Annotated in this window: 21 protein-coding genes, 1 tRNA gene and 1 pseudogene; 15 read left to right on the forward strand and 8 right to left on the reverse strand. The window is 73.3% G+C overall.

Features of this window, described 5'->3' with window-relative positions; genetic code table 11:
* Positions 1-99: 99 nt before the first annotated feature.
* Positions 100-1,005 carry a lysozyme gene (locus ABD361_RS22485; protein ID WP_344437296.1) on the reverse strand — a complete coding sequence of 302 codons (906 nt, stop codon included), beginning with the start codon at positions 1,003-1,005 and terminating at the stop codon, positions 100-102.
* Between the two features lie 224 nt (positions 1,006-1,229).
* On the opposite strand from ABD361_RS22485, the gene ABD361_RS22490 reads away from it, so the two are divergent.
* Positions 1,230-1,724, forward strand: coding sequence for a MarR family winged helix-turn-helix transcriptional regulator (locus ABD361_RS22490; RefSeq protein ID WP_344437297.1), 495 nt, complete (start codon positions 1,230-1,232; stop codon positions 1,722-1,724).
* Positions 1,725-1,953: 229 nt separating this feature from the next.
* On the opposite strand, the gene ABD361_RS22495 is transcribed toward ABD361_RS22490, so the two are convergent.
* Positions 1,954-2,724, reverse strand: coding sequence for a protein phosphatase 2C domain-containing protein (locus ABD361_RS22495; RefSeq protein ID WP_344437298.1), 771 nt, complete (start codon positions 2,722-2,724; stop codon positions 1,954-1,956).
* Positions 2,725-2,958: 234 nt separating this feature from the next.
* On the opposite strand from ABD361_RS22495, the gene ABD361_RS22500 reads away from it, so the two are divergent.
* The 5 genes and pseudogenes from ABD361_RS22500 to ABD361_RS22520 all read left to right on the forward strand — a co-directional run bounded on the left by ABD361_RS22500 (position 2,959) and on the right by ABD361_RS22520 (position 8,587).
* Positions 2,959-5,601, forward strand: a complete 2,643-nt coding sequence (locus tag ABD361_RS22500) for a sensor histidine kinase (RefSeq protein ID WP_344437299.1) — start codon at positions 2,959-2,961, stop codon at positions 5,599-5,601.
* An 86-nt stretch (positions 5,602-5,687) separates the two neighbouring features.
* Entirely contained in the window at positions 5,688-6,203 is a 516-nt protein-coding gene (locus tag ABD361_RS22505; protein WP_344437392.1) for a roadblock/LC7 domain-containing protein, read from the forward strand.
* Positions 6,200-6,604: a DUF742 domain-containing protein gene (locus ABD361_RS22510; RefSeq protein WP_344437300.1), complete on the forward strand. Its 405-nt coding sequence runs from the start codon at positions 6,200-6,202 to the stop codon at positions 6,602-6,604. Before ABD361_RS22505 ends, ABD361_RS22510 begins: the two co-directional genes overlap by 4 nt.
* Positions 6,585-7,266 (forward strand): annotated as a pseudogene (locus ABD361_RS22515) (GTP-binding protein); the annotation flags it as partial. The gene ABD361_RS22510 and the pseudogene ABD361_RS22515, both read left to right, overlap by 20 nt.
* A gap of 58 nt (positions 7,267-7,324) precedes the next feature.
* The gene (locus tag ABD361_RS22520; protein WP_344437301.1) at positions 7,325-8,587 is read left to right on the forward strand and encodes a styrene monooxygenase/indole monooxygenase family protein; all 1,263 of its coding nucleotides are present in this window, start codon (positions 7,325-7,327) and stop codon (positions 8,585-8,587) included.
* 188 nt (positions 8,588-8,775) lie between these two features.
* Here the strand turns inward: ABD361_RS22520 and ABD361_RS22525 are convergent, their stop codons facing one another.
* The 4 genes from ABD361_RS22525 to ABD361_RS22540 form a co-directional block, all read right to left on the reverse strand.
* On the reverse strand, positions 8,776-9,840 hold the full coding sequence (locus ABD361_RS22525; protein WP_344437302.1) for a C40 family peptidase: 1,065 nt from the start codon (positions 9,838-9,840) through the stop codon (positions 8,776-8,778).
* Between the two features lie 108 nt (positions 9,841-9,948).
* Positions 9,949-10,245, reverse strand: a complete 297-nt coding sequence (locus ABD361_RS22530; protein WP_344437304.1) for a hypothetical protein — start codon at positions 10,243-10,245, stop codon at positions 9,949-9,951.
* 26 nt (positions 10,246-10,271) lie between these two features.
* Complete coding sequence (locus ABD361_RS22535; RefSeq protein WP_344437305.1) at positions 10,272-11,015, reverse strand: TetR/AcrR family transcriptional regulator; 744 nt, start codon at positions 11,013-11,015, stop codon at positions 10,272-10,274.
* 61 nt (positions 11,016-11,076) lie between these two features.
* Complete coding sequence (locus tag ABD361_RS22540) at positions 11,077-12,000, reverse strand: AurF N-oxygenase family protein (protein ID WP_344437306.1); 924 nt, start codon at positions 11,998-12,000, stop codon at positions 11,077-11,079.
* Between the two features lie 222 nt (positions 12,001-12,222).
* Here ABD361_RS22540 and ABD361_RS22545 point away from each other — a divergent pair, with 222 nt between their 5' ends.
* A complete protein-coding gene (locus ABD361_RS22545; protein WP_344437307.1) occupies positions 12,223-13,317 on the forward strand; it encodes a ferritin-like domain-containing protein in 1,095 nt (364 codons plus the stop codon).
* Positions 13,318-13,466: 149 nt separating this feature from the next.
* Positions 13,467-14,273 (forward strand): polysaccharide deacetylase family protein, encoded by an 807-nt coding sequence (locus ABD361_RS22550; RefSeq protein ID WP_344437308.1) that lies wholly within the window; start codon positions 13,467-13,469, stop codon positions 14,271-14,273.
* On the opposite strand, the gene ABD361_RS22555 is transcribed toward ABD361_RS22550, so the two are convergent.
* Both ABD361_RS22555 and ABD361_RS22560 read right to left on the reverse strand, forming a co-directional pair.
* Positions 14,224-15,489 (reverse strand): hypothetical protein, encoded by a 1,266-nt coding sequence (locus ABD361_RS22555; protein WP_344437309.1) that lies wholly within the window; start codon positions 15,487-15,489, stop codon positions 14,224-14,226. The genes ABD361_RS22550 and ABD361_RS22555 overlap by 50 nt on opposite strands.
* 108 nt (positions 15,490-15,597) lie before the next feature.
* Positions 15,598-15,669 (reverse strand) — tRNA-Arg (locus ABD361_RS22560).
* A 162-nt stretch (positions 15,670-15,831) separates the two neighbouring features.
* Between ABD361_RS22560 and ABD361_RS22565 the strand changes: the two genes are divergently transcribed.
* The 7 genes from ABD361_RS22565 (at position 15,832) to rho (ending at position 24,679) form a co-directional block, all read left to right on the forward strand.
* Complete coding sequence (locus ABD361_RS22565; RefSeq protein WP_425583294.1) at positions 15,832-16,254, forward strand: response regulator; 423 nt, start codon at positions 15,832-15,834, stop codon at positions 16,252-16,254.
* A 45-nt stretch (positions 16,255-16,299) separates the two neighbouring features.
* Entirely contained in the window at positions 16,300-17,115 is an 816-nt protein-coding gene (nrtL, locus tag ABD361_RS22570) for an ArgS-related anticodon-binding protein NrtL (protein ID WP_344437310.1), read from the forward strand.
* Between the two features lie 15 nt (positions 17,116-17,130).
* Complete coding sequence (gene lysA, locus ABD361_RS22575) at positions 17,131-18,522, forward strand: diaminopimelate decarboxylase (RefSeq protein ID WP_344437311.1); 1,392 nt, start codon at positions 17,131-17,133, stop codon at positions 18,520-18,522.
* Positions 18,523-18,636: 114 nt separating this feature from the next.
* Complete coding sequence (locus ABD361_RS22580) at positions 18,637-19,929, forward strand: homoserine dehydrogenase (RefSeq protein ID WP_344437312.1); 1,293 nt, start codon at positions 18,637-18,639, stop codon at positions 19,927-19,929.
* 25 nt (positions 19,930-19,954) lie between these two features.
* Positions 19,955-21,049 carry a threonine synthase gene (thrC, locus tag ABD361_RS22585; protein ID WP_344437314.1) on the forward strand — a complete coding sequence of 365 codons (1,095 nt, stop codon included), beginning with the start codon at positions 19,955-19,957 and terminating at the stop codon, positions 21,047-21,049.
* A 273-nt stretch (positions 21,050-21,322) separates the two neighbouring features.
* Positions 21,323-22,237 carry a homoserine kinase gene (gene thrB, locus ABD361_RS22590; protein ID WP_344437315.1) on the forward strand — a complete coding sequence of 305 codons (915 nt, stop codon included), beginning with the start codon at positions 21,323-21,325 and terminating at the stop codon, positions 22,235-22,237.
* Positions 22,238-22,651: 414 nt separating this feature from the next.
* Positions 22,652-24,679, forward strand: a complete 2,028-nt coding sequence (gene rho / locus ABD361_RS22595) for a transcription termination factor Rho (protein WP_344437317.1) — start codon at positions 22,652-22,654, stop codon at positions 24,677-24,679.
* The last annotated feature ends 148 nt before the right edge of the window (positions 24,680-24,827 follow it).

The raw sequence follows: 24,827 nt of genomic DNA on the forward strand, positions 1-24,827 counted from the left end.
CTGACGCCGGACGGGCCGACCGCCCGTCCGGCCGACGCCCGTCCGGGCCCCCCCCGGCGCACCGATGTGCGCCGGGGGCCCGGTGGCGTGCGCGCGCCGTCACCCGTAGGCGAGCGCCTTGAGCCGGGAGTAGGAGCCGTTGAAGCGGTTGTGGTCGCCGACCGTGCTTCCGCTGTCCGTGTACTGCCAGAGGGTGTGGAAGCCCCATCCGTTGGGCAGCTCGCCGGCGGAGGAGCCGTAGCGCGGGATCCACAGGGGGTTGTACGAGCCGAAGCCCCCGTAGTTGCCGGTGCACCGCTTCCACCACGTGGTGGTGGTGTAGACGACGGCGTCGCGCCCGGTGCGCGCCCGGAAGGTGGCGAAGAAGTCGGCCATCCAGCCGATCAGGTCGCCGGCGCTCATGCCGTAGCAGGTGTCGCCGTAGGGGTTGTACTCCATGTCGAGCACGCCCGGCAGCGTCCGGCCGTCGCCCGACCAGCCGCCGCCGTGGTCGACGAAGAAGTCGGCCTGCTCGGCGCCGCTGGAGTTGGCGGGCAGGGCGAAGTGGTACGAGCCCCGGATCATGCCGCGGTCGTAGGAGCCGTTGTACTGCTGTGCGAAGTAGGGGTTGGTGTAGCTGGTGCCCTCGGTGGCCTTGACGTAGGCGAAGCGGGCGCCCTTGTTCCACAGGGTGGACCAGGCCACATTGCCGTTGTGGCTGCTGACGTCCACGCCCTCGACCGTGGGGACGCCGGCCGAGCCCTCGTCGGTCTGCGGGCCGCCCTCGTGGGCCCGGACGGTCGAGCCCATCCAGTCCCGCTCGGGGTGGGTGGGCCGGATGCCCGCGCCGGCCGCGGGCGCCGCGGCGTCGGGGAGGGTCAGCGGGACGAGCAGGGCGAGGAGCAGGGTGAGTGCGCAGAGCAGGGGGACGGACCGGATGCGGCGGGCGTGGGGGGGACGGGGGGCGCGTGGGGTCGCCGATCTCGGAGGAATCGGGCGACCCGGGCCGGAACGATGCTCGGGCATATGGTGCCTCCGAAGCCAAGGGTGGGGGAGGGTGGGGGAGAGTTCAATGGCCAACCGATTGGTATGACCATGCCATTAATCAAGCTACGGACGGAGACGCGCAGCGCGATAGGGACCCGGGGTGCTGCCGTTGGTCTAATCCTGCGAAATACTGACCGAGCTGCGGCGACACGACGCGGCCAAACCGGATTTTTCAGCGGCTGAAAGCAGGAGAGGGCGTCCACGTGCACCAGACCGGTAACCCGCTTCCCGAGGACGGCGGCCCCCGCGGCTGCGCCGGTGCCGGCGAGGACGAGGCCTTCCTCGCCCTGGAGCGCGAGCTCGCGGTCTTCCTGCGCCGTGCCCGGGCCACCTCGGGCGAGCTGGCCCGGCAGGTCCACCCCGACCTCGAGCCCGCCGCCTACGGCCTGCTGGTCCGTCTGGAGGAGTCCGGCCGGCAGCGCGCCACCGACCTGGCCGCCTACTTCGGGGTGGGCAAGGCCACGATGAGCCGTCAGCTGCGGGCCCTGGAGGAGCTCGGCCTGGTCAGCCGCGACCCCGACCCGGCCGACGGCCGGGCCTCCCTCATCAGGATCACCGAGGAGGGCCGCGCCCGGTTCACCCGGGTGCGCGACGCCCGGCGGGCGCAGTACGTGAGCCGGTTCGCCGACTGGGACCGCGCCGAGGTCGCCGAGCTCGCCCGCCTGATGCACCAGATGAACGAGCGCGCCGAGCTCTAGGACCTGCCCGGCGCCCCGTGTGCGGGTGCGTCGTGGCTTGTCGCGCAGTTCCCCGCGCCCCTTACGGGGCACTGCACCAGCCCACGGCGCCCTGTAGGGGCGCGGGGCTGTGCCGATCTGCGGCTGCCGCCGCGTGGGCGCGATCGGCCACCGACGGCCCGCAGTCGACGCGCCACCCCCAGGCCCGGGCGAAGCCCCGCGCCCCTGACGGGGCGCTGGGGCGCCGGCCCTACAGCTGCACGTACACCGCCGTCGCGTCGTCGTGCGGCTTGCCCCGGCGGAAGGCGCGGCACTGTGCGTCCGCCGCCTCCGCCTGCCGTACGCGCTCGACGAGCGCCCGGGGGCCCTCCTTCGCCAGGAGCGCGAAGCACTCCGCCCACGCGCCCTCGCGGAAGACCTCCACCCAGCGCGACGCGCCGTCCGTCAGCGCCGCCAGCGCACGGACGGCCTCGCGCGCCGTCGTCCCCGTGACCGCGCGGGCGGCCACGCCCGGGTCGGCCGCCGCCGTGAAGAAGCCGCCCTCCACATTGCGCTGGTCGTCCGTCACCGGTCCGAGCGCCACCAGCCGGTCGAGACGGTCGTCGAGCACCGCGCGCACCTCGCCGTCGGCCCCCTCCAGCAGCAGCACCGAGTCCGAGAGCACCAGGTGCTCGACCACCTCCGCGTCCCAGCGCACGGCCACCACCGTGGCCTGCGGGGTCAGCCGGGCGGACAGGTCGCAGGTGTCCCGGTGCGCCTGCGCCGTCCGCGCCACCGCCTCCGACAGGCACGCCCCGAGCTCCATCCGCCGCTCGCCCGCCGCCAGTTCCAGCAGGGTCGTGCCCAACCGCGTGGTGAACCACGGCACTCCGTGCACGCACCCCGTCCCGCGCGCCGGCGGCGTCACCCCGTCGAGGACGACGAGCGCCCCGCCGGCGCCCGAGGCGGGCAGGGCGACGGCCGCGAAATCCTCGTTCGGACGGCCCGAATCCCCTGGCTGACCGGCAAGTTCGATGCGCATGCGACCAGTGTGCCGGATGCCCGAATTTCCGTGCCCTACGACGCGCATCCTTCCGGCACGCCGCGCTGTTGATGTAGTGGGGGCACTTGCCGGGGGGATGCGGTGGGTGACACCCGACAGGGGTCAGATCGGTCAGGGTCAGTCGGCGGTGCGCCGGACGACGAGAGCAGATTGCGAGCACCGGTGCGGAAGAAGCGACTTCGCGGCGGCCAGCGCGAACAGCAGACCACGGCAGTGCCCGAGCGCACCGCGCGCGTACGCAACCGGCTCATCGCCTCCGTGGCCGTCGTCTCCCTCGCCGCCCTCGGCGCGGGCGCCTTCGGCATCGCCGACGCCATACGCGACCTCGCCGACTCCCGCGACCTCGCCGCCGGCGCCGCCACCGGCAGCGGTGCGGTCGCCCTCGCCCACTCCCTGGCCGACGAGCGCGACGCCATGACCGAGTTCGTCGCCGGCGGCCGCTCCGGCGCGCCCGTGCCGGTGGCCGCCTCCGAGGAGCAACGCGCCCGCGTCGACCGGCAGATCCAGGAGTTCGGCCCCGGCGCGCCCGCCGCCCTGCGCCACCGCTTGGCCGGCCTGCCCGAGCTGCGCCGCCGCGCCCTGGCCGGCCCCGGCGACGCGCTCGGCGTCTTCACCGCGTACACCGCCACCGTCCAGGCGCTGGACGACGCCGAGGCCGGCGTCGTCCAGCGGCTGCCGGCACGCGCCCAGTCGGCCGAGGCCACGGCCCTGCCCGCGCTGGGCCGCGCCGCCGAGGCGGCGTCCGCCACCCGGGCCCTGTTCACCGCCGCCCTGGCCGCCCACGGCACCCAGCCCGGCTACGGCCAGGCCGCCCTGCAGCAGCGGCTGCGGGAGCAGGCCGCCCTCGCCGACTTCCGCCGGCTCGCCCCCGCCGCCCTGCGTGCCGAGTACGCCCGCACGGTCGGCGGGCCGCAGACCGCCGCCGCAGAAGCCCGGCTCGACCGGCTCGGCGACCGGCCCCAGCCCGCACCGGCCGAGCTGGAGCGGCCCGGCCCCGTGCGGGCCCAGCTCACCGCCCGCCTGGAGCAGCTGCGCGGCCTGGAATCGACCCTCGCCACCGAGGAGATGGCCCGGCTCGGGGCCCTGCGCGACCACGACGCCACCGCCCTGCAGGTGCGCTGCGCGCTCGCCGCGCTGGCCTTCCTGCTCGTCGTGGTCACCGGAGTACAGTCGGCCCGCTCCGTCACCCGGCCGCTGGCCGCGCTGCGCCTCGGGGCGCGCCGCCTGTGCGCCGAGCCGGGGGCCCGCGAGCCGGTCTCCTTCCGCGGCCGCGACGACGAGTTCGCCGAGATCGGCCGCTCCGTCAACGTCCTGCACGGCACCGTCGTGCGGCTGCGCGAGCGCATCGCCCTCCTGGAGGGCGAGCGCAACCGCCTCGACGTCGCCCGCCAGGACCTGGCGGAGGAGCGCGACGCGCTGCGCGAGCGCTGCCACGAGCTCGACGAGCGCATGACCGGGCTCTCCGGCCGGGTGCACACCACCTTCGTCGGCCTGTCCCGGCGCACCCTCGGCCTCGTCGAGCGCCAGCTGACCGTCATCGAGTCCATGGAGGCCCACGAAGCGGACCCCGACCGGCTGGAGGTGCTCTTCACCCTCGACCACCTCGCCACCCGCATGCGCCGCTACAACGAGAACCTGCTCACCCTCGCCGGAGCCGAGCACCCCGCCGGCCACGCCGCCCCCGTCCCGCTGCTGGACGTGCTGCGCGCCGCCGTCAGCGAGATCGACCGGTACGAAAGGGTGCGCATCCACTCCCTGCCCGCCCGCGCCCAGGTCGCCGGCTTCGCCGCCGACGACATCAGCCACCTGGTCGCCGAGCTCCTGGAGAACGCCACCGCCTTCTCCCCGCCCGACGTCCAGGTCCAGGTCTCCGGCTGGCTGCTGGAGAACGGCGAGGTGATGCTCTCCGTCCAGGACGAGGGCATCGGCATGGCGCCCGAGCGCCTCGACGAGCTCAACGCCCGTCTGGCCCAGGCCGGTTCCGGGCCGCGCGCCGACGTCCCGGGCGGTCACGACGAGCCCGTCATGGGCCTCGGGCTGTACGTCGCGGCCCGGCTCGCCGCCCGGCACGGCGTGCGCGTCCAGCTGCGCGAGCAGCGGCCCGGCGGCATCACCGCCGTCGTGGTGCTGCCCGGCCGGCTGCTGCCGGCCGAGCCGCCCGCGATGAGCGACCCGGCCGCCGCGCCACCCGTCCCCGGTGCGGCCCGCACCGGGCCGCCCACCGACCTGCCCGGGGCCGCCGCCGAGGTGAACTCCCACGTCCTCCAGGGGCGTTCCGCCCATCGACCCTCCGTCCCCGGGCCGCGCCGCGCGGCCCCGTGGGCCCACCAGGACGAGCAGACCATCCAACTGACCACCATTCGCAAGCCCGTACCGCCGGAGGCCGCGCACCGGCACGCCGCGCAGCCGCACCCGGCGCACTCCCCCCACCCCACCGCCCACTCCCCGTACGGCACCCACGCCTCGCCCCCCGAGTACGGCCACCCGGGCCACGGGCCCGTCGTGCCGCCCCCGCCGCACCCCGACTCCCGGCTGCAGCCCGAGCCCCGGCACGCGTCGCCGGCCGGCCCCGGCGTCACCGGTACGGGTCTGCCGCGGCGCACCCCCAGGGTCGTCGCCCAGAAGCCCGTTCCGCTGAGCGTGCGGCAGGGCGTCGACCCCGAGGCCCTGCGCCGCAAGCTCGCCGGCTTCCAGCAGGGCGCCCGCGAGGGGCGCCGGGACGCCGAGGAGGAGTGGGCGACGGAAGTGGCACCGGGGTTGACGCGCCGTGATCACGGCATCGCCGATCGTGGTACTGATCGGGGACGAGCGGGGGCGCCGGACGAGGGCGGCACTGTCGAGGAGGCACGCGGTTGACTGCATTTTCCCAGGGGGCGACGCCCGTCACCCCCACCTGCACCACCAACGGCACCACGGCCCGCGCCGCCGCGGGCCGCGCCGGGATCCCGGCCCTGGCCCTGAGCGACGAGGCTCGCAGCCTGCACTGGCTGCTGACCGACCTGGTCGAGGAGGTGCCCGGCGTGCGATCGGTCGCCGTGGTCTCCTCCGACGGTCTGCTGCTGCTCTCGTCGTCCCCCGACCACCGGGCCGCCGCCCCGTACGGGCAGCAGCACGACCAGGTGCACGGCCGGCACCCCGGCCAGCACTCCGGTCCGTACGGGCCGCGCGGCTCGACCGCCGACCTGGCCACCATCGTCGCCGGCCTGGGCAGCCTGACCACCGGCGCGGCGGCCCTGATGGACGGCGGCCCGGTCAAGCAGACCATGGTCGCCATGGACGGCGGCGGGCTGTTCGTCATGACCATCAGCGACGGCTCGCTCCTCGGCGTCCACACCACGCCCGACTGCGACATGGCCGTCGTGGCCTACCAGATGGCCCTCTTCGTCGGCCGGGCCGGACACGTGCTGACGCCCGAACTGCGCAGGGAGCTGCGCCAGTCGGTGGAGGCCGGCACATGACCGCCCCCGCCCTGTGCGCCCCCGCGGGCCCCGTGCCCCCGCGCCGGACGGCCCGCGTCCGCCCGTACTCGCTGACCGGCGGGCGCACCCGCTGCGGGCACGTGCTGCTGCTGGAGACGTTCGTGGCCGCGCCGGACGGCGGAGCCTGCGCCGCCGGCACCGGCGGCGGGCTGGCTGCCCGGGTGCTGCCCGAGGTGCGGGCCGTGCTCGGGCTGTGCCGCCGGCTGCGCTCGGTCGCCGAGGTCGCCGCCCTGCTGAAGATGCCGCTGGGCGTCGTCCGTCTCCTCCTCGCCGACCTCGCCGAACAGGGAAGGATCCGTGTCTACGGCACCGGTCACGTCACCGGACGGCCCGACCGCGCACTGCTCGAAAGGGTGCTGAGTGGACTTCGCAGCCTCTGACTTCCCCGGCTCTGACTTCGCAGCCTCCGACACCGGGGAGCACACCGGCCGGGGTGCCACCGGACCCGCCACCGGCCTCGCCGCCGGGCGGACGCCGAGCTGGCAGACCGACCTCAGCCGCGCCCCCGCCGCCACCAAGATCGTGATCGCGGGCGGCTTCGGCGTCGGCAAGACCACCTTCGTCGGCTCGGTCTCCGAGATCACCCCCCCTGCGCACCGAGGCCCTCATGACGGCCGCCGCCGAGGGCCTGGACGACGTCACCGCCGTGCCGCAGAAGGCGACGACCACCGTCGCCATGGACTTCGGCCGGATCACCCTGGAATCCGACCTCGTGCTGTACCTGTTCGGCACCCCCGGCCAGCAGCGCTTCTGGTTCATGTGGGACGACCTGGTGCGCGGGGCGATCGGTGCCGTCGTGCTGGCCGACACCCGGCGCCTGGACGACTGCTTCCCCGCCCTCGACTACTTCGAGAGCTGCGCCCTGCCGTACGTCGTCGCCGTCAACCACTTCGACGACGCGCCCCGGCACGCCCCCGAGGAGCTGCGCGAGGCCCTCGCCCTCGCCCCGGACGTCCCCGTCCTCGCCATGGACGCCCGGCGGCGGATCTCCGTCGTCGACACGCTGGTCACCCTCGTGCGCCGGGCCCTCGCCCTGAGCCCCGGCCCGGCCGCACCGGCCGGCGCCCGGGCCACCACAGCGGAGCGGAGCTGAGCCGGCGGTGCGACGGATCCTCATAGTGGGCGCCGGCCAGGCGGGGCTCCAACTCGCCCTCGGCCTGCAGGCCAAGGGCTACGACGTCACCGTCATGGCGAACCGCAGCGCCGAGGAGATCCGTACCGGCCGGGTGATGTCCACCCAGATGATGTTCCGCACGGCCCTGCGCTACGAGCGGGAGCTGGGCCTGAACTTCTGGGAGGGCCTCGCCCCCCGCGTCGAGGGCCTCGGCGTGTCCGTGGCCGGCACGGCCCCCGGCGTGCCCGGGGTGCAGCGGCCCGTCGACTGGACGGGCCGGCTCGACGGCCCCGCCCAGTCGGTCGACCAGCGCGTGAAGATGGCCGGCTGGCTGGACGCCTTCGCCGAGCGCGGCGGCCGCGTCGTCGTGCACAGCGCGACCGTCTCCGACCTCGACTTCCTTGCCCCCCGCTACGACCTGGTGGTCGTCGCCGCGGGCAAGGGCGAGATCGTCTCGCTCTTCGGCCGCGACCCCGCCCGCTCCCCGTACACCGCGCCGCAGCGCTGCCTGGCCCTGGTGTACGTGCACGGCCTCGGCCCGCACGAGGGGCACCCGGCCGGCGAGGCGGCGCGCTGGAGCCTGGTGCCCGGCGTCGGCGAGCTGTGGGTCATCCCCGCGCTCACCACCTCCGGCCGTGCCGACATCCTCTTCTGGGAGGGCGTGCCGGGCGGGCCCGTCGACGCCTTCACCGGCGCCTTCGGGCCGCGCGAACACCTGGCGCTGACCCTGGAGCTGCTGGAGCGGTTCGTGCCGTGGGAGTACGGGCGGGCCACCGCCGTCGAGCCCACCGACGCCGGCGCGGCCCTGGCCGGGCGCTACACCCCCGTCGTCCGCGACCCGGTCGGCCGCCTGCCCTCCGGCGGCCTCGTGCTGGGCGCCGGGGACGCCGTCGTCGTCAACGACCCGCTCACCGGCCAGGGCGCCAACTGCGCCGCCAAGTGCGCCACCTCCTACCTCGCCTCGATCCTGGAGCGCGGCGAGGAGCCGTTCGACGCGGAGTGGATGCGCACGGCCTTCGAGCGGTACTGGGCCTCGGCCCGGCACGCCACCCGCTGGACGAACGCGATGCTCGCCCCCCAGCAGCCGCACGTGCGCGCCCTGATCGGCGCGGCGGCCGGCGTGCAGCCGGTGGCCGACCGCATCGCCAACGGCTTCGACGACCCCTCCGACTTCGACGACTACTTCTTCGACGCGGCCAGGGCCGAGTCCTACGTGGCCCGCGCGGCGGCCGCCGGCCGGGAGGCCTAGGCCTGTCCGCCCCAGGGCCTGTCCGGCGGATCTTCGTCACGCGGCACCACGGCGCCCCGTAGGGGCGCGGGGAACTGCGCGACAAGCCACGACGCGCCCGCAGACGGAGTGCCGGGCTGCGCCCGGACCCCGCCGGTGGTGCGTCGGCTGCGGGCCGTCGGTGGCCGGTCGCGCAGTTCCCCGCGCCCCTACGGGGCGTCCGGACGCACGGCGCCGAGCACCGGATTGGAGGCGAGCGGGGAGACCTTGACGACGTCACCCGTACGGGGAGCCTGTATCACCTGGCCGTCCCCGAGGTAGAGGGCCACGTGCGTGGCGCCCTCGAAGTACAGCACCAGGTCACCGGGCCGCAGCTGGTTCAGCGGTATCCGGCGCAGCGCCCGCCACTGCTCCTGGCTGGTGCGCGGTATCGGGTTGCCCGCGTGGGCCCAGGCCTGCGAGGTGAGCCCGGAGCAGTCGAAGGAGTCCGGGCCGGCCGCGCCCCACACGTACGGCCGGCCGACCTGCGCCAGCGCGTACTGCACCGCCAGGCCGCCGGCGCGCGAGGGGGCCTGGGGGCCGCCGAGCGCGCCGGACGCCAGCAGCCGGCGCTGGGCGTCGCCGACGTCGCGTGCCTCCAGCCGGCGCAGTTCGGCGAGCTGGTCCGGGGTGAGCGAGGCCAGCAGCCGCTCGACCTCGCCCAGCCGCTTGCGGACGGTGTCGCGCTGCTGGGCCTGCGTGGCGGCCAGGGTCTGCTGGACGTCGAGTGCCTTGCGGGCCTTCGAGGCGAGGGTGGCGGACTGCTGCTCGTCCTGTGTCAGCCGTTCGACGGCCAGGGCCCGGTGGCCGGCCGCCCGCCGGATGGCGTGGGAGCGGTCGGCGGCCTGCTGGGGATCGCGGCTGAGCAGGAAGTCCATGTACGGCGAGACGCCCCCCGTGGTGCCCCGGTACTGCTCCCGGGCGATCCGGCCCACGTCCTCGCGGCTGCTCGTCAGCGCGACGCGGGCGTCGGCGAGCTGTTCGTTGAGCTTGTCGACCTCGGCGCGCTGCCGCTTGAGCTTGTCGTCGGTGGCGTTGTACGCCTCGGAGGCCTCCTCGGCCTGCCGGTACAGCGTCCGCAGCCGGTTCAGCAGGGAACTGACCGGCTGCCCGGGAGGATCGGCGGGCGCCGCGCCGGCCACCGGCGCCGGCCCGGCGAGCAGCGCGCTCGCCAGCAGCACCGCCGTGCACACGATGCGCACGACGCGCGCGATGCGCACGATGCGTCCTGACACTGATTCACCTCCGGGCACGGGCGTGGGCGGGCGCTCCGCACGCCGCAGGAGGATCTTGCCATGTCCGGTATGACTAATAAGAGCGCAGTGTCGGGTCGGACGGGCCCTTCACTCCGGCGGACGCGTCCCGGGCGCCCTGCCCGGCCTGCCCCACGGCAGCCGCAGCCCCGGACCGGGCCGGCCCTCCGGGTCGTAGGCGTACTTCCACCCCTTCGGCAGGCCCAGCCGGCGCGTCGTGGCCGCCGGCACCCGCCGGTAGACGAGCACGACCGGTGCCGTGCCCGGCTCCACGGCCGGCACCGGCACCTCGTACGTCTTCGGCGGCAGCCCGTTCAGGCCGACGAGGACGTCCAGCACCCGGCCGTCCAGGGGGCCGCCCTCGAAGAGGGTCTTCTCGCTTCTCACGCCCCCAGTCTGCCCTCTGATCCCCGTCAGTGCAGGTGACCGTGCAGGTGGCCGGCCTCCCCGACCAGCGGCGCCAGCCGCCGGGCGAGGTCGCCGACCGGCCCCTCGGCCGGCTCCGCCGCCAGCGCCGCCCGGGCCACCTCGCCCGTCTGCGCGTCCCCCGCACCGGTCGTCAGCAGCAGCGCCACGAACTGCTCCACCAGCCAGTCCCGCAGCTCGTCCCGCGGCGGCAGCTTGCCCTCGTCCAGCCACGTCAGGGACGCGGCCTCGACCGTCGCGATCCACGTGCGCACCATCAGGCGCAGCCGTACGCCCGGGTCGGGCACCGACAAGTGCTTGAGGATCTGCGCCGCCGCGGCCCGGCGCACCTCGTCGACGATGGCCCCCGTACGGCCCGTACCCGACGTCTCGGCGACGCTGCCGCCCCGCAGCAGCGCGCTGAACCCCGCGTCGTGCTCGTCGACGAAGGCCAGGTAGCGCTCCAGCACCGCCCCCAGCCGCCCGGACAGCGGCCCCGCCTCCGGCTCGGCGAAGCACAGCTCCAGGTCGTCGGCGGCACTGCGCAGGGCCGCCTCGTACAACTGCTGCTTGCCGCCGGGGAAATAGCGGTAGACCAGCGGCCGGGAGACCCGCGCGGCAGCCGCGACCTCGTCGAGCGAGACGTCCTCGGGGGCCCGGTGGGCGAACAGCGACAGGGCCGTCGCGATGAGCTGGGCCCGGCGTTCGGAGACGCTGAGCCTGCGATAGGAGGCGGTGCCGCTGCCGGTCATGGACGGCAGGGTAACGGCCGCCCCCTCCTGACCTGCAGGGCGCGCGGCTGCGGGCCCGCGCTCAGGCCAGCAGCCCGGAGCTGCGCCACAGGCGGCGGCCCGCGCCGCGCAGGAGGCCGATCTCCTCCAGGAAGTCGGTCAGACGTTTCGCACCCGCCTGCATCACCTCGCGGCGGTGGGCGCTGGCCTTGACCTGGGCGACGGCCTCGTGGCGGTTCAGGCCCACCTCGGTGTACACGCGCGGGTTGATGAAGGCCACAGAGAAGACGCGGGCCGCCTCGCCCGCGCTCACCCGCGTCAGGTGCGCCTCCCAGCGCGGGCAGTGCGCCATCTGCCGCCGGAGCTCCTCGCGTGCGTAGCGCACGTGCCGGGCCTCCTCCACGACGTGGATGCGCGTGACCCCGCGTACGAGCGGCTGGACGCGCGCGTCGGGGAACGTCAGGCGCTGCATATGGTCGAGGATCTCCTCGCCGAGCAGCGTGCACGTGAACGAGCCCGGGGTGGTGGAGACGGTCTTCAGGACGCGGGCGAGGTTGTGGTGGCGCCGCGAGACCGGATACGTGGGCGTGCCCAGCGTGCGGATCATCCGGGCGAACATCTTGGAGTGCCGGCACTCGTCGGCTATCTCGGTGAGCGCGTACCCGACGTGGGCGCTGGTGACGGGCTTGTCGTAGATGTGCCGGACCAGCAGCTGCATCAGGATGATCTCGAACCAGATGCCGAGCGAGGCGAGCGAGGCGATCTCGTGCCGGGACAGCTCGATGCGCTGCTCTTCCGGCATCCGCCGCCACAGCGGGGTGCCGTAGAGGGAGACCAGCTCCGGTGGGCAGAACCACAGGCCCGGCTCCAGCGGCGCGTCCCAGTCGAGCTCGGTGTCGGGGTCGAAGGAGTGCCGGGCGGAGGACTCGAGCAACCGCTCGGCGACGCGCTCGCGGTCCTTGAGGGGTCCGAACGCGTCGTGGTGCCGGTCGGGCGCGGTCGTCATGGCGGCTGCCACCTTCATTCGAATGCGAAGTCGTCGATCCGGTCTTCGAGTTACCGGCGGTAGTCTCTTATGGGACTGCTTGTCAGCAAGCGGAGTCAAGCCCCTTGTGAGTCCCTTGCGAGCCCCTTGCGAGCCACGCGGGCCGGCTCATTGACCCCGCACTGCACGCGTGTGAGCCTGCAGAAGACCCCGCAGACGCTGACGACTCGGGAGGCATCGGCCATGACGCACGACCTGTACACCCACCCGCCCGCCGGACCCGTCTGGGAAGTGCCGGCCGCCGGCGCCGCCCGTTTCAGCTGGGACTACGACGAGGGACGCGAACGGCTCCTGGCCCTGTACCAGAAGGGCAAGGACAAACAGTGGGACTCCACCAAGCGCATCGCCTGGGACACCGAGGTCGACCCCTACGACCCGCTCGGCGTGCCGGACGAGAACCTCACCGTCTTCGGTACGCCGTACTGGGAGAAGATGAGCGAGCAGAACAAGCGCGATCTGCGCCGGCACTACGCCTCCTGGCAGTTCAGCCAGTTCCTGCACGGTGAGCAGGGGGCGCTGGTGTGCGCGACGCGCATCGTCGAGGCCGTGCCCGACCTGGACGCGAAGTTCTACTCCGCCACCCAGGCCATGGACGAGGCGCGGCACGTGGAGATCTACAGCCGCTTCCTGCACGAGAAGATCGGCATGCTCTACCCGGTCAATCCCAACCTGCAGTCGCTGCTGGAGGACACCCTGCGCGACTCCCGCTGGGACATGCCCTGCCTCGGGATGCAGGTCCTGATCGAGGGCCTGGCGCTGGCGGCGTTCGGCATGCTGCGGGACTCGACCGACAAGCCGCTGCCCAAGCAGATCCTCGCCTACGTCATGCAGGACGAGGCGCGCCACGTCGCCTTCGGCCGCATGGCCCTGCGCGACTACTACCGGCAGCTGTCGGACGCCGAGCGGCGCGAGCGCGAGGAGTTCGTGATCGAGGGCTGCTACCTCATGCGCGACCGGCTGCGCGGCGAGGAGGTGCTGGCCGATTTCGGCATCCCGGCCGCCGAGGCCGCCGAACTGAGCGAGCGCTCCGAATACCTGCAGATCTTCCGCAAGTTGCTCTTCAGCCGCATCGTGCCGTGTGTGAAGGACATCGGTCTGTGGGGCGAACGACTCCAGCGTGCCTACGCGGACATGGGCGTCTTCGAGATGGGCGACGCCAACCTCGACGGACTCATGGCGCAGGACGAGGAGATCGCCGAACAGCTCGACGCCCGCCGCTTCGCCGCCGAGGAGGAGGCCCGCGCGTCGGAGGTGGCGCAAACGATCGCGGAAGCGTAACGACGGTGGGGCAACGGGGGAAATTGCGCAAGGTTTGCGCCTTACTTGTCTGAGTTCTGTGAGCGATGGCGCGTTAGGGAACGCTTTGGGGTACATCGCCGTCTTAGGCGGGCAGAACTCAGGTACGTGCACGAGGGGGTGGGGACACCATGACCCGACTGTCCGCCCGTAGGAGGCACTTCGTGATCGCGGCGGGGGGAGTGCTGGCTCTCGCCGGAGTGATATCAGGTTCCGTCGCCGTCGCCACCGAGGGCCGCGGCGACCACCAGGGCACCGCACGGGCCTCCCGGCTCCCGCCGCGCGCCGAGGGCACACCGCCCACCTCCGCCCCGCCCACCACGAGCGGGCCGGTCTCCGCCGACATCAGCCACGAGACCGAGCCGGGCGGCCGCACCGTGGCCCTCACCATCGACGACGGCCCCGACCCCAAGTGGACGCCGATGACCCTCGACCTGCTCAAGCGCGAGGGCGTCAAGGCGACCTTCTGCATGATCGGCCCCCAGGCCAGCGCCCACCCGGACCTCGTCAAGCGCGTCGTCGCGGAGGGCCACCGCCTGTGCGACCACTCCGTCGACCACAACACCGCGATGGACAAGCGCTCCGAGGACTACCAGAAGCAGCAGATCCTCGACGCCAAGAAGATGATCGAAGCCGCGGCCGGCGGCACCGCCGCCGTCCCCTACTACCGGGCCCCGGGCGGCGCCTTCACCCCGTACAGCCGCAAACTCGCCGCCGACAACGGCATGCGCCCCCTCGGCTGGGGCGTCGACACCCGCGACTGGCAGCGCCCCGGCGTCGACCGCATCGTCGAAACCGTCAAACGCGAACTCCCCAACGGCCCCGTCATCCTCTTCCACGACGGCGGCGGGGACCGCAGTCAGAGCGTCGAGGCCCTCTCGCGCTGCATCACCTGGCTGAAGGCGGAAGGTTACGGCTTCGCCTTCCCGAAGGCCTGACGGGACGAGTGATCAGCCACGTCCCGCCGACGACGAGGAGGGCGAAGACGGCGAGGCCCGCGCCGAGGGCGGTGATCAGCCACAACCGGTCGCGCAGCGGGATCGCCCCGTTCAGCGTCACCTGCAGGGAACCCACCGCGAAGGCGATCGCGGCCGTGAACACGGCGACGAGCTCCACCGCCCGCACGGCCGACGATCGCGCCTGCCGCAACTCCGCCTCCAGCCGCTCCCAGCGCAGCCGGTGCTCGGCGTCGCGCTCCTCCAGCCGGCGCTGGAACTCCGCCTCCCGGCCGGCCCGCAGCCGGGCGTCCAGCACGGTGGTGCGAAGCCCCAGGTACTGCTCCTGCAGCAGCCGGTGACTGCCGCGGCTGCCGACGGCCGGCAGCAGGGCCAGCGCCCGCTCGACACTGGCCAGCGCCTCGTCGTGGGCGCCGCACAGGTACTGCCCGCAGGCCAGCCGGAAACGGAAGAGGTGGTCCGCCGGGTACTCCGTGACGGCCTCCTGCGCCCGCGAGCGCAGCAGCTCGCCCTGGCCGTCGAAGGGGGCGGCCGCGTGGATGCCGTTCAGGCACACGTCCACCACGTGCCGGGTACGCCGCGCGCCCGCTCCCCACGCCTCGTCCAGCAGCCCGGTGGCGTACTCCGCCGTCAGCGCCCGGCTGCCGAACGCGGCGAACGCCCGCAGCGCCGTGAACAGCGGATCACTGCGGTGCGGACCGGCCGCCAGGGCCAGCAGGGACGACTCCAGGAACGTGTGGAGCTCGTCGAAGCAGAAGTTCGCGCGCAGCTTTCCCGCGTGGTACAGCGTGGCGAAGCGGGCGATGTCGCCGGAGGCGGTGTCGCGGGTCACGATCTCCCCCGTCGCCTCGGCGAGTTCGGCCGCCGACTCCACGGTGTCCCTGGTGATGAAGGCGTAGCCCAGGCTCCACTTCTCGAGCACCTCGGTGCGCGCCCCGGCCGCCACATGGGCCCCCAGCCAGGCGGCACACGCCGCTGCGGTGCGCACATCCGGCACCTGCAGGAACCGAAGCCGCCAGTACCGGTCGGCACAGATCAGCCGGGCGTCGGCCGCGAAGTCCGCCGACACCACGTCGAACGGCGGCTCGGCCCCCGCCCCCACCAGCTCCTGCGCCACCTCCTCGCACACCCGGTCCAGCTCCCGCGAATCCCCGCCCCGCACCCCGTCCAGGCGCGCGGCCAACGACGCGGAATCCATCGCAACTCCCCCCAGTCCCCGAACGACAGTCCTTGAACGGCAGTCCCTGAACGACAAAGCCCCGGACCCAGCGATGCTGGATCCGGGGCTTCGGCACTTCCGTGGAAGTGCCCCCGGCAGGATTCGAACCTGCGCACACGGCTCCGGAGGCCGTTGCTCTATCCCCTGAGCTACGGGGGCGTGTCGTCCGCCTCGCGCTCTCGCGCCCGGCGACGGGTAGAACAGTACCAGCTCCGGGCGGGTGGGCTGCAACCGTGATCGAAAAGTGCGGGTGGTCGCCCGGGTGGGGTGGAAGTGCGCAAACGCCGGACGCGGGGCGGGGGGCGCGCCTACGCTCGGGGTGTGCCTGGCTTGTCCGGCCGGGTCCTTGTCGTCGACGACAACAAGGTCATCCGGCAGTTGATCAGGGTCAACCTCGAGCTGGAGGGGTTCGAGGTCGTGACCGCGGCCGATGGTGCCGAGTGCCTGGAGATCGTGCACCGGGTGCGTCCCGACGTCGTGACCCTGGATGTGGTGATGCCCCGGCTCGACGGGCTGCGCACGGCCGCGCTGCTGCGGGGCGACGTCCGGACGCGGGACATACCGATCCTGGTCATCAGCGCCTGCACCCGGCCCGAGATGGACAGCGGGCGTTCGGCCGGGGTGGACGCGTTCCTGGCCAAGCCGTTCGAGCCCGCCGAGATGGTGCGGGTCGTGCGCCGGCTGGCGGGGTGGCACGGGGTGGTGGCGCCGGGGGATGTGGAGCCGGTCCGTCCCGCTGGGTGAAACCGGTTCGCTCCGGGGTACCCCCTCTCGCCTAGGCTTGGCCCCGTGACCCCCGCCGATCTTTCCCGCGCCGTGCTGGACAGCGTGCGTCGCGCCGTCGAGGCCGACGAGCTGGACGCGGTCGTGCCCGAGCGGGTCGTCGTGCGCGTGCCGCCGCGGCCGGGGTGCGGGGACTACGCGACCAACGTCGCCCTCCGCCTCGCCAAGGACAGCGGGCGGCCCGCCCTGCAGATCGCCGAAGTGCTGCGCCGCCGGCTGGCCGGGCACCCGGGGATCGCCCGCGTCGACGTCGCCGAGCCGGGGTTCCTCAACATCACGCTCCACGGGGGCTCCGCGGCCGACATCGTCCGGGCCGCCTCGGCGACCGGTGCCGCCGAGCCGCTGCCGCTCGCGCCGTCCGCCGCGCTCGTCGCGCGCCTGGGCGCCGACGCCGCCCGCTGGTCCCTGGTCAGCCCGCCCGGCCTGGACCGCGAGCTGCTGCTCGTGCAGCGCGAGGCCAACCCGCTCTTCCGCGTCCGGTACGCCCACTCCCGTACGTGCGCGCTGACGCGCGGTGCCGGCCTGCTCGGGTTCGCCGGCGAGGCGGGGGAGACCGGCGACGCCGGTGCACAGCCGTTGATCGGCGAGCTCGGCGAGCACCCCCGCATCACCGCCGCCCGCGACGCCGACCGGCTCGCCCGGCACCTGGAGCGGATCGCCGACGCCTTCCTGCGGTGGCAGGCCGAGTGCGACACCCTGCCCCGCGGCGAGGAGAAACCCTCGGCCGTCCACCGTGCCCGTCTGGCCCTCGCCGAGGCCACGGGGGCGGTGCTCGCCGACGGCCTGCACCAGCTCGGCATCTCCGCACCCGCACATCTCTGAGGGGACACACCACTCATGAGCCGTTCCGCACACCCCGCCGGGCCCCGTTACGCCGACGTCCTCCCCGAGGGCCACTACAGCCCGCCGCCCACCGACCTCAACGCGCTCGACGCCCGCGTGTGGTCCCGTACCGTCGCCCGGGACGCCGACGGCGTGATCACCGTGGCCGGGCTGCGGGTGACCGACCTGGCCGAGGAGTTCGGCACCCCCGCGTTCTTCCTCGACGAGGAGGACTTCCGCGCCCGCTGCCGCGCCTGGCGGGACGCCTTCGGCGACGAGGCCGACGTCTTCTACGCCGGCAAGGCCTTCCTCTCGCGTGCCATCGTGCGGTGGCTGTACGAAGAAGGGCTGAACCTCGACGTCTGCTCCGGCGGCGAGCTCGTCACCGCCCTCGACGCCGGCATGCCCGCCGAGCGCATCGCCCTGCACGGCAACAACAAGTCCACCGAGGAGATCACCCGCGCCGTCGAGGCCGGCGTCGGGCGGATCGTCGTCGACTCCTTCCAGGAGCTTGCGCGCGTCGCGTACATCGCCGAGCGCGCGGGCAGGCGCCAGCGGGTGCAGATCCGGGTGACCGTCGGCGTGGAGGCGCACACCCACGAGTTCATCGCCACCGCCCACGAGGACCAGAAGTTCGGGCTGGCGCTGGCCGGCGGGCAGGCCGCGGAGGCCGTGCGGCGGGCGCTGAAGCTGGACGGGGTCGAGCTGGTGGGCATCCACTCCCACATCGGCTCGCAGATCTTCGACACCTCCGGCTTCGAGGTCGCGGCCCACCGCGTCGTCGGGCTGCTGAAGGAGATCCACGAGGAGCACGGCGTCCAGCTGCCCGAGATCGACCTCGGCGGCGGCCTCGGCATCGCGTACACCTCGGACGACGACCCGCGCGAGCCGCACGAGATCGCCACCGCCCTGCGCGCCATCGTCACCCGCGAGTGCGCGGCCGCGGGCCTGGCCGTGCCGCGGATCTCCGTGGAGCCGGGCCGCGCGGTCGTCGGCCCGACGGCCTTCACGCTGTACGAGGTCGGCACGGTCAAGGAGCTGCCGGGCCTGCGGACGTACGTGAGCGTCGACGGCGGCATGTCGGACAACATCCGTACGGCGCTGTACGACGCGGAGTACTCCGTCGCCCTGGCCTCCCGCACCTCCACCGCCGAACCGATGCTCACGCGCGTCGTCGGCAAGCACTGCGAGAGCGGCGACATCGTCGTCAAGGACGCCTTCCTGCCGGCCGACGTCGCGCCCGGCGACCTGCTGGCCGTGCCGGCCACCGGCGCCTACTGCCGCTCGATGGCCAGCAACTACAACCACGCACTGCGCCCGCCGGTCGTTGCCGTACGCGACGGCGGGGCGCGGGTGATCGTCCGGCGCGAGACGGAGGAGGACCTCCTCCGTCTGGACGTCGGCTGAACCACATGGACACGACCATGTGAACAAACGTCTCGGATACTGGACCGGAGCGGGAATCTCCCTTCCAGTGGGTGAGACTGGTAAACCGCCTATTTGTATGAGAAACGAGGTCGCATGATGCGTACGCGTCCGCTGAAAGTGGCGCTGCTGGGCTGTGGAGTGGTCGGCTCCGAGGTGACGCGCATCATGACGACGCACGCCGACGACCTCGCGCAGCGCGTCGGCGCCCCCGTGGAGCTCGCCGGCATCGCCGTCCGCCGCCCCGACCGGGTACGGGCGGGGGTGCCCGCCGAGCTCATCACCACCGATGCGACCGCCCTGGTCAAACGGGGCGACATCGACGTCGTGGTCGAGGTCATCGGCGGCATCGAGCCCGCCCGCACCCTGATCACCACCGCCTTCCGGCACGGCGCGAGCGTCGTCTCCGCCAACAAGGCGCTGCTCGCCCAGGACGGCGCGGCCCTGCACGCCGCCGCCGAGCAGCAGGGCGTGGACCTGTACTACGAAGCCGCCGTGGCCGGCGCCATCCCGCTGATCCGGCCGCTGCGCGAATCCATGGCCGGCGACAAGGTCAACCGCGTCCTCGGCATCGTCAACGGCACCACCAACTTCATCCTCGACCGGATGGACACCAGCGGCGCCGGGTACTCCGAGGCGCTCGACGAGGCCACCGCCCTCGGCTACGCCGAGGCCGACCCGACCGCCGACGTCGAGGGCTACGACGCGGCCGCCAAGGCGGCCATCCTGGCCGGCATCGCCTTCCACACCCGCGTCCGCCTCGACGACGTCTATCGCGAGGGCATGACCGAGGTCACCGCGGCGGACTTCGCATCCGCGAAGAAGATGGGCTGCACCATCAAGCTGCTGGCCATCTGCGAGCGCGCCGCCGACGGGCAGTCGGTCACCGCCCGGGTGCACCCGGCGATGATCCCGCTCAGCCACCCGCTGGCCTCCGTGCGCGAGGCGTACAACGCGGTGTTCGTCGAGGCCGAGGCGGCGGGACAGCTGATGTTCTACGGCCCCGGCGCGGGCGGCTCGCCCACGGCCTCCGCGGTCCTCGGCGACCTCGTCGCCGTCTGCCGCAACCGGCTCGCCGAGGCCACCGGCCCCGGCGAATCCGCCTACACCCGGCTCCCGGTGAGCCCGATGGGCGACGTCGTCACCCGCTACCACATCAGCCTCGACGTGGCCGACCGGCCCGGCGTCCTGGCACAGGTGGCCACGGTCTTCGCCGAGCACGGCGTGTCCATCGACACCGTCCGCCAGCAGGGCAAGGACGGCGAGGCCTCCCTCGTCGTGGTCACGCACCGGGCCACGGACGCGGCCCTGTCGGCCACGGTGGAGGCCCTGCGCCGGCTGGACACCGTCCGCGGGGTGGCCAGCACCATGCGGGTCGAGGGCGAGTAAGGACCTGAAGGGGATTACGAAAGCAATGTCTGCCAACAACGGCCGCTCCGGCGGCGCCCCCGCCACCCGCCAGTGGCGCGGGATCATCGAGGAATACCGCGACCGGCTCCCGGTCACCGCCGACACGCCGGTGGTCACCCTGCGCGAGGGCGGTACGCCGCTGGTCCCGGCCCAGGTCCTCTCCGAGCGCACCGGCTGCGAGGTCCACCTCAAGGTCGAGGGCGCCAACCCCACCGGGTCCTTCAAGGACCGCGGCATGACCATGGCCATCACCCGGGCGAAGGAAGAGGGAGCGCGCGCCGTCATCTGCGCCTCCACGGGCAACACCTCCGCCTCGGCCGCGGCCTACGCGGTGCGCGCCGGCATGGTCTGTGCCGTCCTGGTGCCGCAGGGCAAGATCGCCCTGGGGAAGATGGGCCAGGCCCTCGTCCACGGCGCGCGCATCCTGCAGGTCGACGGCAACTTCGACGACTGCCTGACGCTGGCCCGCGAACTCTCCGACAACTACCCCGTCGCGCTGGTCAATTCGGTCAATCCGGTCCGTATCGAGGGCCAGAAGACGGCCGCCTTCGAAATCGTCGACGCGCTCGGCGACGCGCCCGACATCCACGTGCTGCCCGTCGGCAACGCGGGCAACATCACCGCCTACTGGAAGGGCTACCGCGAGTACGCGGCGGACGGCATCGCCGCCCGCACCCCGCGGATGTGGGGCTACCAGGCCGCCGGTTCGGCGCCGATCGTACGCGGCGAGCCGGTGAAGGAACCGCACACCATCGCCACGGCCATCCGCATCGGCAACCCGGCGTCCTGGCAGTACGCGGAGGCCGCGCGGGACGAGTCGGGCGGGCTCATCGACGAGGTGACGGACCGGCAGATCCTGGCCGCGTACCGGCTGTTGGCGGCGCAGGAAGGGGTTTTTGTGGAGCCTGCTTCTGCGGCCAGTGTGGCGGGGCTGCTCAAGGCGGCGGAGGCCGGGCTCGTCGATCCGGGGCAGCGGATCGTGTGCACCGTCACCGGTAACGGGCTCAAGGATCCCGACTGGGCCGTTGCGGGGGCTCCGCAGCCGGTCACCATTCCGGTGTCCGCGGGTGCGGCTGCGGAGCGGCTCGGGCTGGTCTAGTCGCCCGGGTGCGGGTGGGTGGGCTTGCGCCCACCCACCCAGCGGAACGATTGCCCACAACCTACGGGCAACCTGGGCAGATGCACAGTTAGCAGTGCGACACGCATCGTGCGCCTCCTGTGCGCCCTATGTCGTCACTGAACCTTCCTTCGATAGGCTGTGCTCACACCGCCCCGTCGCTGACCGTGCCGTCCCCACGCGGTATTGCCGTCGCGACCACTTGCGGATGTCGCACGCACCAATTACGGCCACACCAAGGAGAGTCATCGAGCGATGGCCGGTCCCGCCTTCCGCGCCGCCGCCGTCCGAGTGCGCACCCCCGCCACCAGCGCCAACCTCGGTCCCGGCTTCGACGCCCTCGGCCTGTCCCTGGGTCTGTACGACGATGTCGTGGTCCGGGTGGCGGAATCGGGGCTGCACATCGACATCGCCGGCGAGGGTGCCGACACCCTCCCGCGCGACGAGGGGCACCTCCTCGTACGGTCCCTGCGCACCACCTTCGACCTGCTCGGCGGCCAGCCGCGCGGGCTGGAGATCGTCTGCGCCAATCGCATCCCGCACGGGCGGGGCATGGGTTCCTCCGCCGCGGCCATCTGCGCGGGCATCGTCGCCGCCCGCGCGGTGACCATAGGCGGGGCCGACAAGCTCGACGACACGGCGATGCTCGAGCTGGCCACGGAGCTGGAGGGGCACCCCGACAATGTCGCCGCATGTCTGTTCGGTGGCTTCACGGTCGCCTGGACGGAGGGCGGAGTGGCCCGTGCCGTGCGGATGGACCCGGTGGATTCCATCGTTCCGGTGGTCTTCGTCCCGTCGAGAGCCGTGCTCACCGAGACGGCCCGGGGGCTGCTGCCGCGCAGCGTCCCCCATGTGGACGCGGCCGCCAACGCGGGCCGCGCGGCGCTGCTCGTCGAGGCCCTGACCAGGCGTCCCGAGCTGCTGCTGCCGGCCACGGAGGACCGGCTGCACCAGGAGTACCGCGCCCCGGCGATGCCGGAGAGCGTGGCCCTGGTCAACCGACTGCGGGGGGACGGCGTCCCCGCGGTCATCTCCGGCGCGGGCCCCACGGTGCTCGCGCTGGTCGAGGACGCTGCGGCCGACAAGGTCGCACGGCTGGCGGGCGAGGGATGGGCGGCCAACCGGCTGACCCTCGACGCCGGGGGGACGAGCGTGCTGCCGCTCGCCTGACCAGTGGCACCCGGGGGGACCGGGTCCACGAAAAACGCGGTTGCCGGTCTTTGAGAGGGGGAATGTTTGTGGGATCCGGTAGTGTTAACCTCAAGTCTGCACCCGAAGCCGCTACGGCTTGGTGCTGTGTGTCCCGATCAGGGACCGCTTTTCTTCCGGGAGCCTCCCCAACTGCCTGAGCAGCCTGCCTGAGCAGTTTCGAGCACGCTCCGGAATCGGCGTGGGCGACATGAGTGAAGCGTTATGTCGTGCCCTTCCCTCATTCTTCACGCCGGCACCAATGAATTGATTCTTCCGCCGTAACACCGGCGGACCACCGCCCCGGCCGGTCCGCACATCAGGACCGCAGCCGGACAGCACAACCGGTCGCCGAGCCAAGACAGGCCGACGCCCGCTCCAGGGAAGGACCCCTTCGTGAGCGACACCACCGATCTGATGGGCGTGAACGCCGCAGGCACTTCTGACAGTGCTGTCGGCAATGCCTCCGCGCCCGCCACGGACGCTCCCGCCGCGCCTGCCACCGGTGCTGCCACCGCCCCCAAGCGGCGCCGCTCGGGCACGGGCCTCGACGCCATGGTTCTGGCCGAGCTCCAGCAGCTCGCCTCCAGCCTCGGCATCAGGGGCACCGCGCGGATGCGCAAAGGCCAGCTGATCGAGGTCATCAAGGAGAAGCAGGCCGGCACCTCCGCCGCGCCCGCCAAGCCGGAGGCCGCCGAGGCGGCCGCCGAGACCAAGCCCAAGCGCCGTACGACCTCCCGGGCCCGTACGGGCGAGGCCGCGGCCGAGAAGCCCGCCGAGAAGGCTGCCCAGCAGCAGATCGAGATCCCGGGCCAGCCGGCCGGGGACGAGGCCCCGGCCGGCGAGCGCCGCCGCCGGCGCGCCACCGCGCCCGCCGGCAGCCCCGAGGGCGGCACCGCCGCCGCGGAGACCACCCGCACCGAGGCCCGTACGGAGGTGCGCACCGAGGAGCGTGCCGAGGCCAGGGCCGAGGCCGCCGTCGAGACGGCCGAGGGCAAGGGCGCCAAGGGCGAGCGCCAGGACCGCGGCGAGCGCGGCCAGAAGGGCGACCGCCGGGAGCGCCAGCGCGACCGCCGCGGCCGCGACGGCGACGCCGGTCAGCAGCAGCGCGACGGCGGCGCCCGCCAGCAGCAGCGCGACGGCGGCCGCCAGGGCGGCGGCCCCGCGCAGGACGAGGACGACTTCGAGGGCGGCCGTCGTGGCCGTCGTGGCCGCTACCGCGACCGCCGTGGCCGTCGTGGCCGCGACGACTTCGCGGGCGAGCCGCAGCTGGCCGAGGACGACGTCCTGATCCCGGTCGCGGGCATCCTCGACATCCTGGACAACTACGCCTTCATCCGTACCTCCGGCTACCTGCCGGGTCCGAACGACGTCTACGTCTCCCTCGCCCAGGTCCGCAAGAACGGCCTGCGCAAGGGCGACCACGTCACCGGTGCGGTGCGCCAGCCCAAGGACGGCGAGCGGCGCGAGAAGTTCAACGCGCTGGTCCGCCTGGACTCGGTCAACGGCATGGCGCCGGAGACCGGCCGCGGCCGTCCCGAGTTCGGCAAGCTCACCCCGCTCTACCCGCAGGACCGGATGCGGCTGGAGACGGACCCGGGCGTGCTGACGACCCGGATCATCGACCTGGTCGCCCCCATCGGCAAGGGCCAGCGCGGTCTGATCGTGGCCCCGCCGAAGACCGGCAAGACCATGATCATGCAGGCGATCGCCAACGCGATCACCACCAACAACCCCGAGTGCCACCTGATGGTCGTCTTGGTCGACGAGCGTCCGGAAGAGGTCACCGACATGCAGCGGTCGGTCAAGGGCGAGGTCATCTCCTCGACCTTCGACCGCCCGGCCGAGGACCACACCACCGTCGCCGAGCTGGCCATCGAGCGCGCCAAGCGCCTGGTGGAGCTGGGCCACGACGTGGTCGTCCTGCTGGACTCGATCACCCGTCTGGGCCGCGCCTACAACCTGGCCGCCCCGGCCTCGGGCCGCATCCTGTCCGGTGGTGTCGACTCCACCGCCCTCTACCCGCCGAAGAAGTTCTTCGGTGCGGCGCGCAACATCGAGGACGGCGGCTCGCTGACCATCCTGGCCACCGCGCTGGTCGAGACCGGCTCGCGGATGGACGAGGTGATCTTCGAGGAGTTCAAGGGCACCGGCAACATGGAGCTCAAGCTCGACCGGAAGCTCTCGGACAAGCGCATCTTCCCGGCCGTGGACGTGGACGCCTCCAGCACCCGCAAGGAGGAGATCCTGCTCGGCGGCGAGGAGCTGTCGATCGTCTGGAAGCTCCGCCGGGTGCTGCACGCCCTGGACTCGCAGCAGGCCATGGAGCTGCTCCTCGACAAGATGAAGCAGACGAAGTCGAACGCCGAGTTCCTGATGCAGATCGCCAAGAACACGCCCAACCCGGGCAACGGCAACGACTGACGCCTCGCGCGGCAGAAACCGGAACCTCCCCGTCACGCGCTGACGGGGAGGTTCCGTCGTTCCGGCCCCGAAGCCGCACGTCCGCGCGACGCCGTGATCTTCCTGTGACATTTTGAGACATCCGCCACAGGCGCGAAAGCGTCACCGC

Source organism: Streptomyces luteosporeus, from assembly GCF_039532865.1.
Classification (GTDB): domain Bacteria; phylum Actinomycetota; class Actinomycetes; order Streptomycetales; family Streptomycetaceae; genus Streptomyces; species Streptomyces luteosporeus.

Excerpts from the sequence above, each read along its gene's own strand:
- ABD361_RS22485 (WP_344437296.1), bottom strand. The coding sequence starts at position 1,005 with ATGCCCGAGCATCGTTCCGGCCCGGGTCGCCCGATTCCTCCGAGATCG.
- ABD361_RS22495 (WP_344437298.1), bottom strand. The coding sequence starts at position 2,724 with ATGCGCATCGAACTTGCCGGTCAGCCAGGGGATTCGGGCCGTCCGAAC.
- ABD361_RS22510 (WP_344437300.1), top strand. The coding sequence starts at position 6,200 with ATGACCGCCCCCGCCCTGTGCGCCCCCGCGGGCCCCGTGCCCCCGCGC.
- ABD361_RS22535 (WP_344437305.1), bottom strand. The coding sequence starts at position 11,015 with ATGACCGGCAGCGGCACCGCCTCCTATCGCAGGCTCAGCGTCTCCGAA.
- ABD361_RS22540 (WP_344437306.1), bottom strand. The coding sequence starts at position 12,000 with ATGACGACCGCGCCCGACCGGCACCACGACGCGTTCGGACCCCTCAAG.
- ABD361_RS22545 (WP_344437307.1), top strand. The coding sequence starts at position 12,223 with ATGACGCACGACCTGTACACCCACCCGCCCGCCGGACCCGTCTGGGAA.
- ABD361_RS22550 (WP_344437308.1), top strand. The coding sequence starts at position 13,467 with ATGACCCGACTGTCCGCCCGTAGGAGGCACTTCGTGATCGCGGCGGGG.
- ABD361_RS22555 (WP_344437309.1), bottom strand. The coding sequence starts at position 15,489 with ATGGATTCCGCGTCGTTGGCCGCGCGCCTGGACGGGGTGCGGGGCGGG.
- lysA (WP_344437311.1), top strand. The coding sequence starts at position 17,131 with ATGAGCCGTTCCGCACACCCCGCCGGGCCCCGTTACGCCGACGTCCTC.
- ABD361_RS22580 (WP_344437312.1), top strand. The coding sequence starts at position 18,637 with ATGATGCGTACGCGTCCGCTGAAAGTGGCGCTGCTGGGCTGTGGAGTG.
- thrC (WP_344437314.1), top strand. The coding sequence starts at position 19,955 with ATGTCTGCCAACAACGGCCGCTCCGGCGGCGCCCCCGCCACCCGCCAG.
- thrB (WP_344437315.1), top strand. The coding sequence starts at position 21,323 with ATGGCCGGTCCCGCCTTCCGCGCCGCCGCCGTCCGAGTGCGCACCCCC.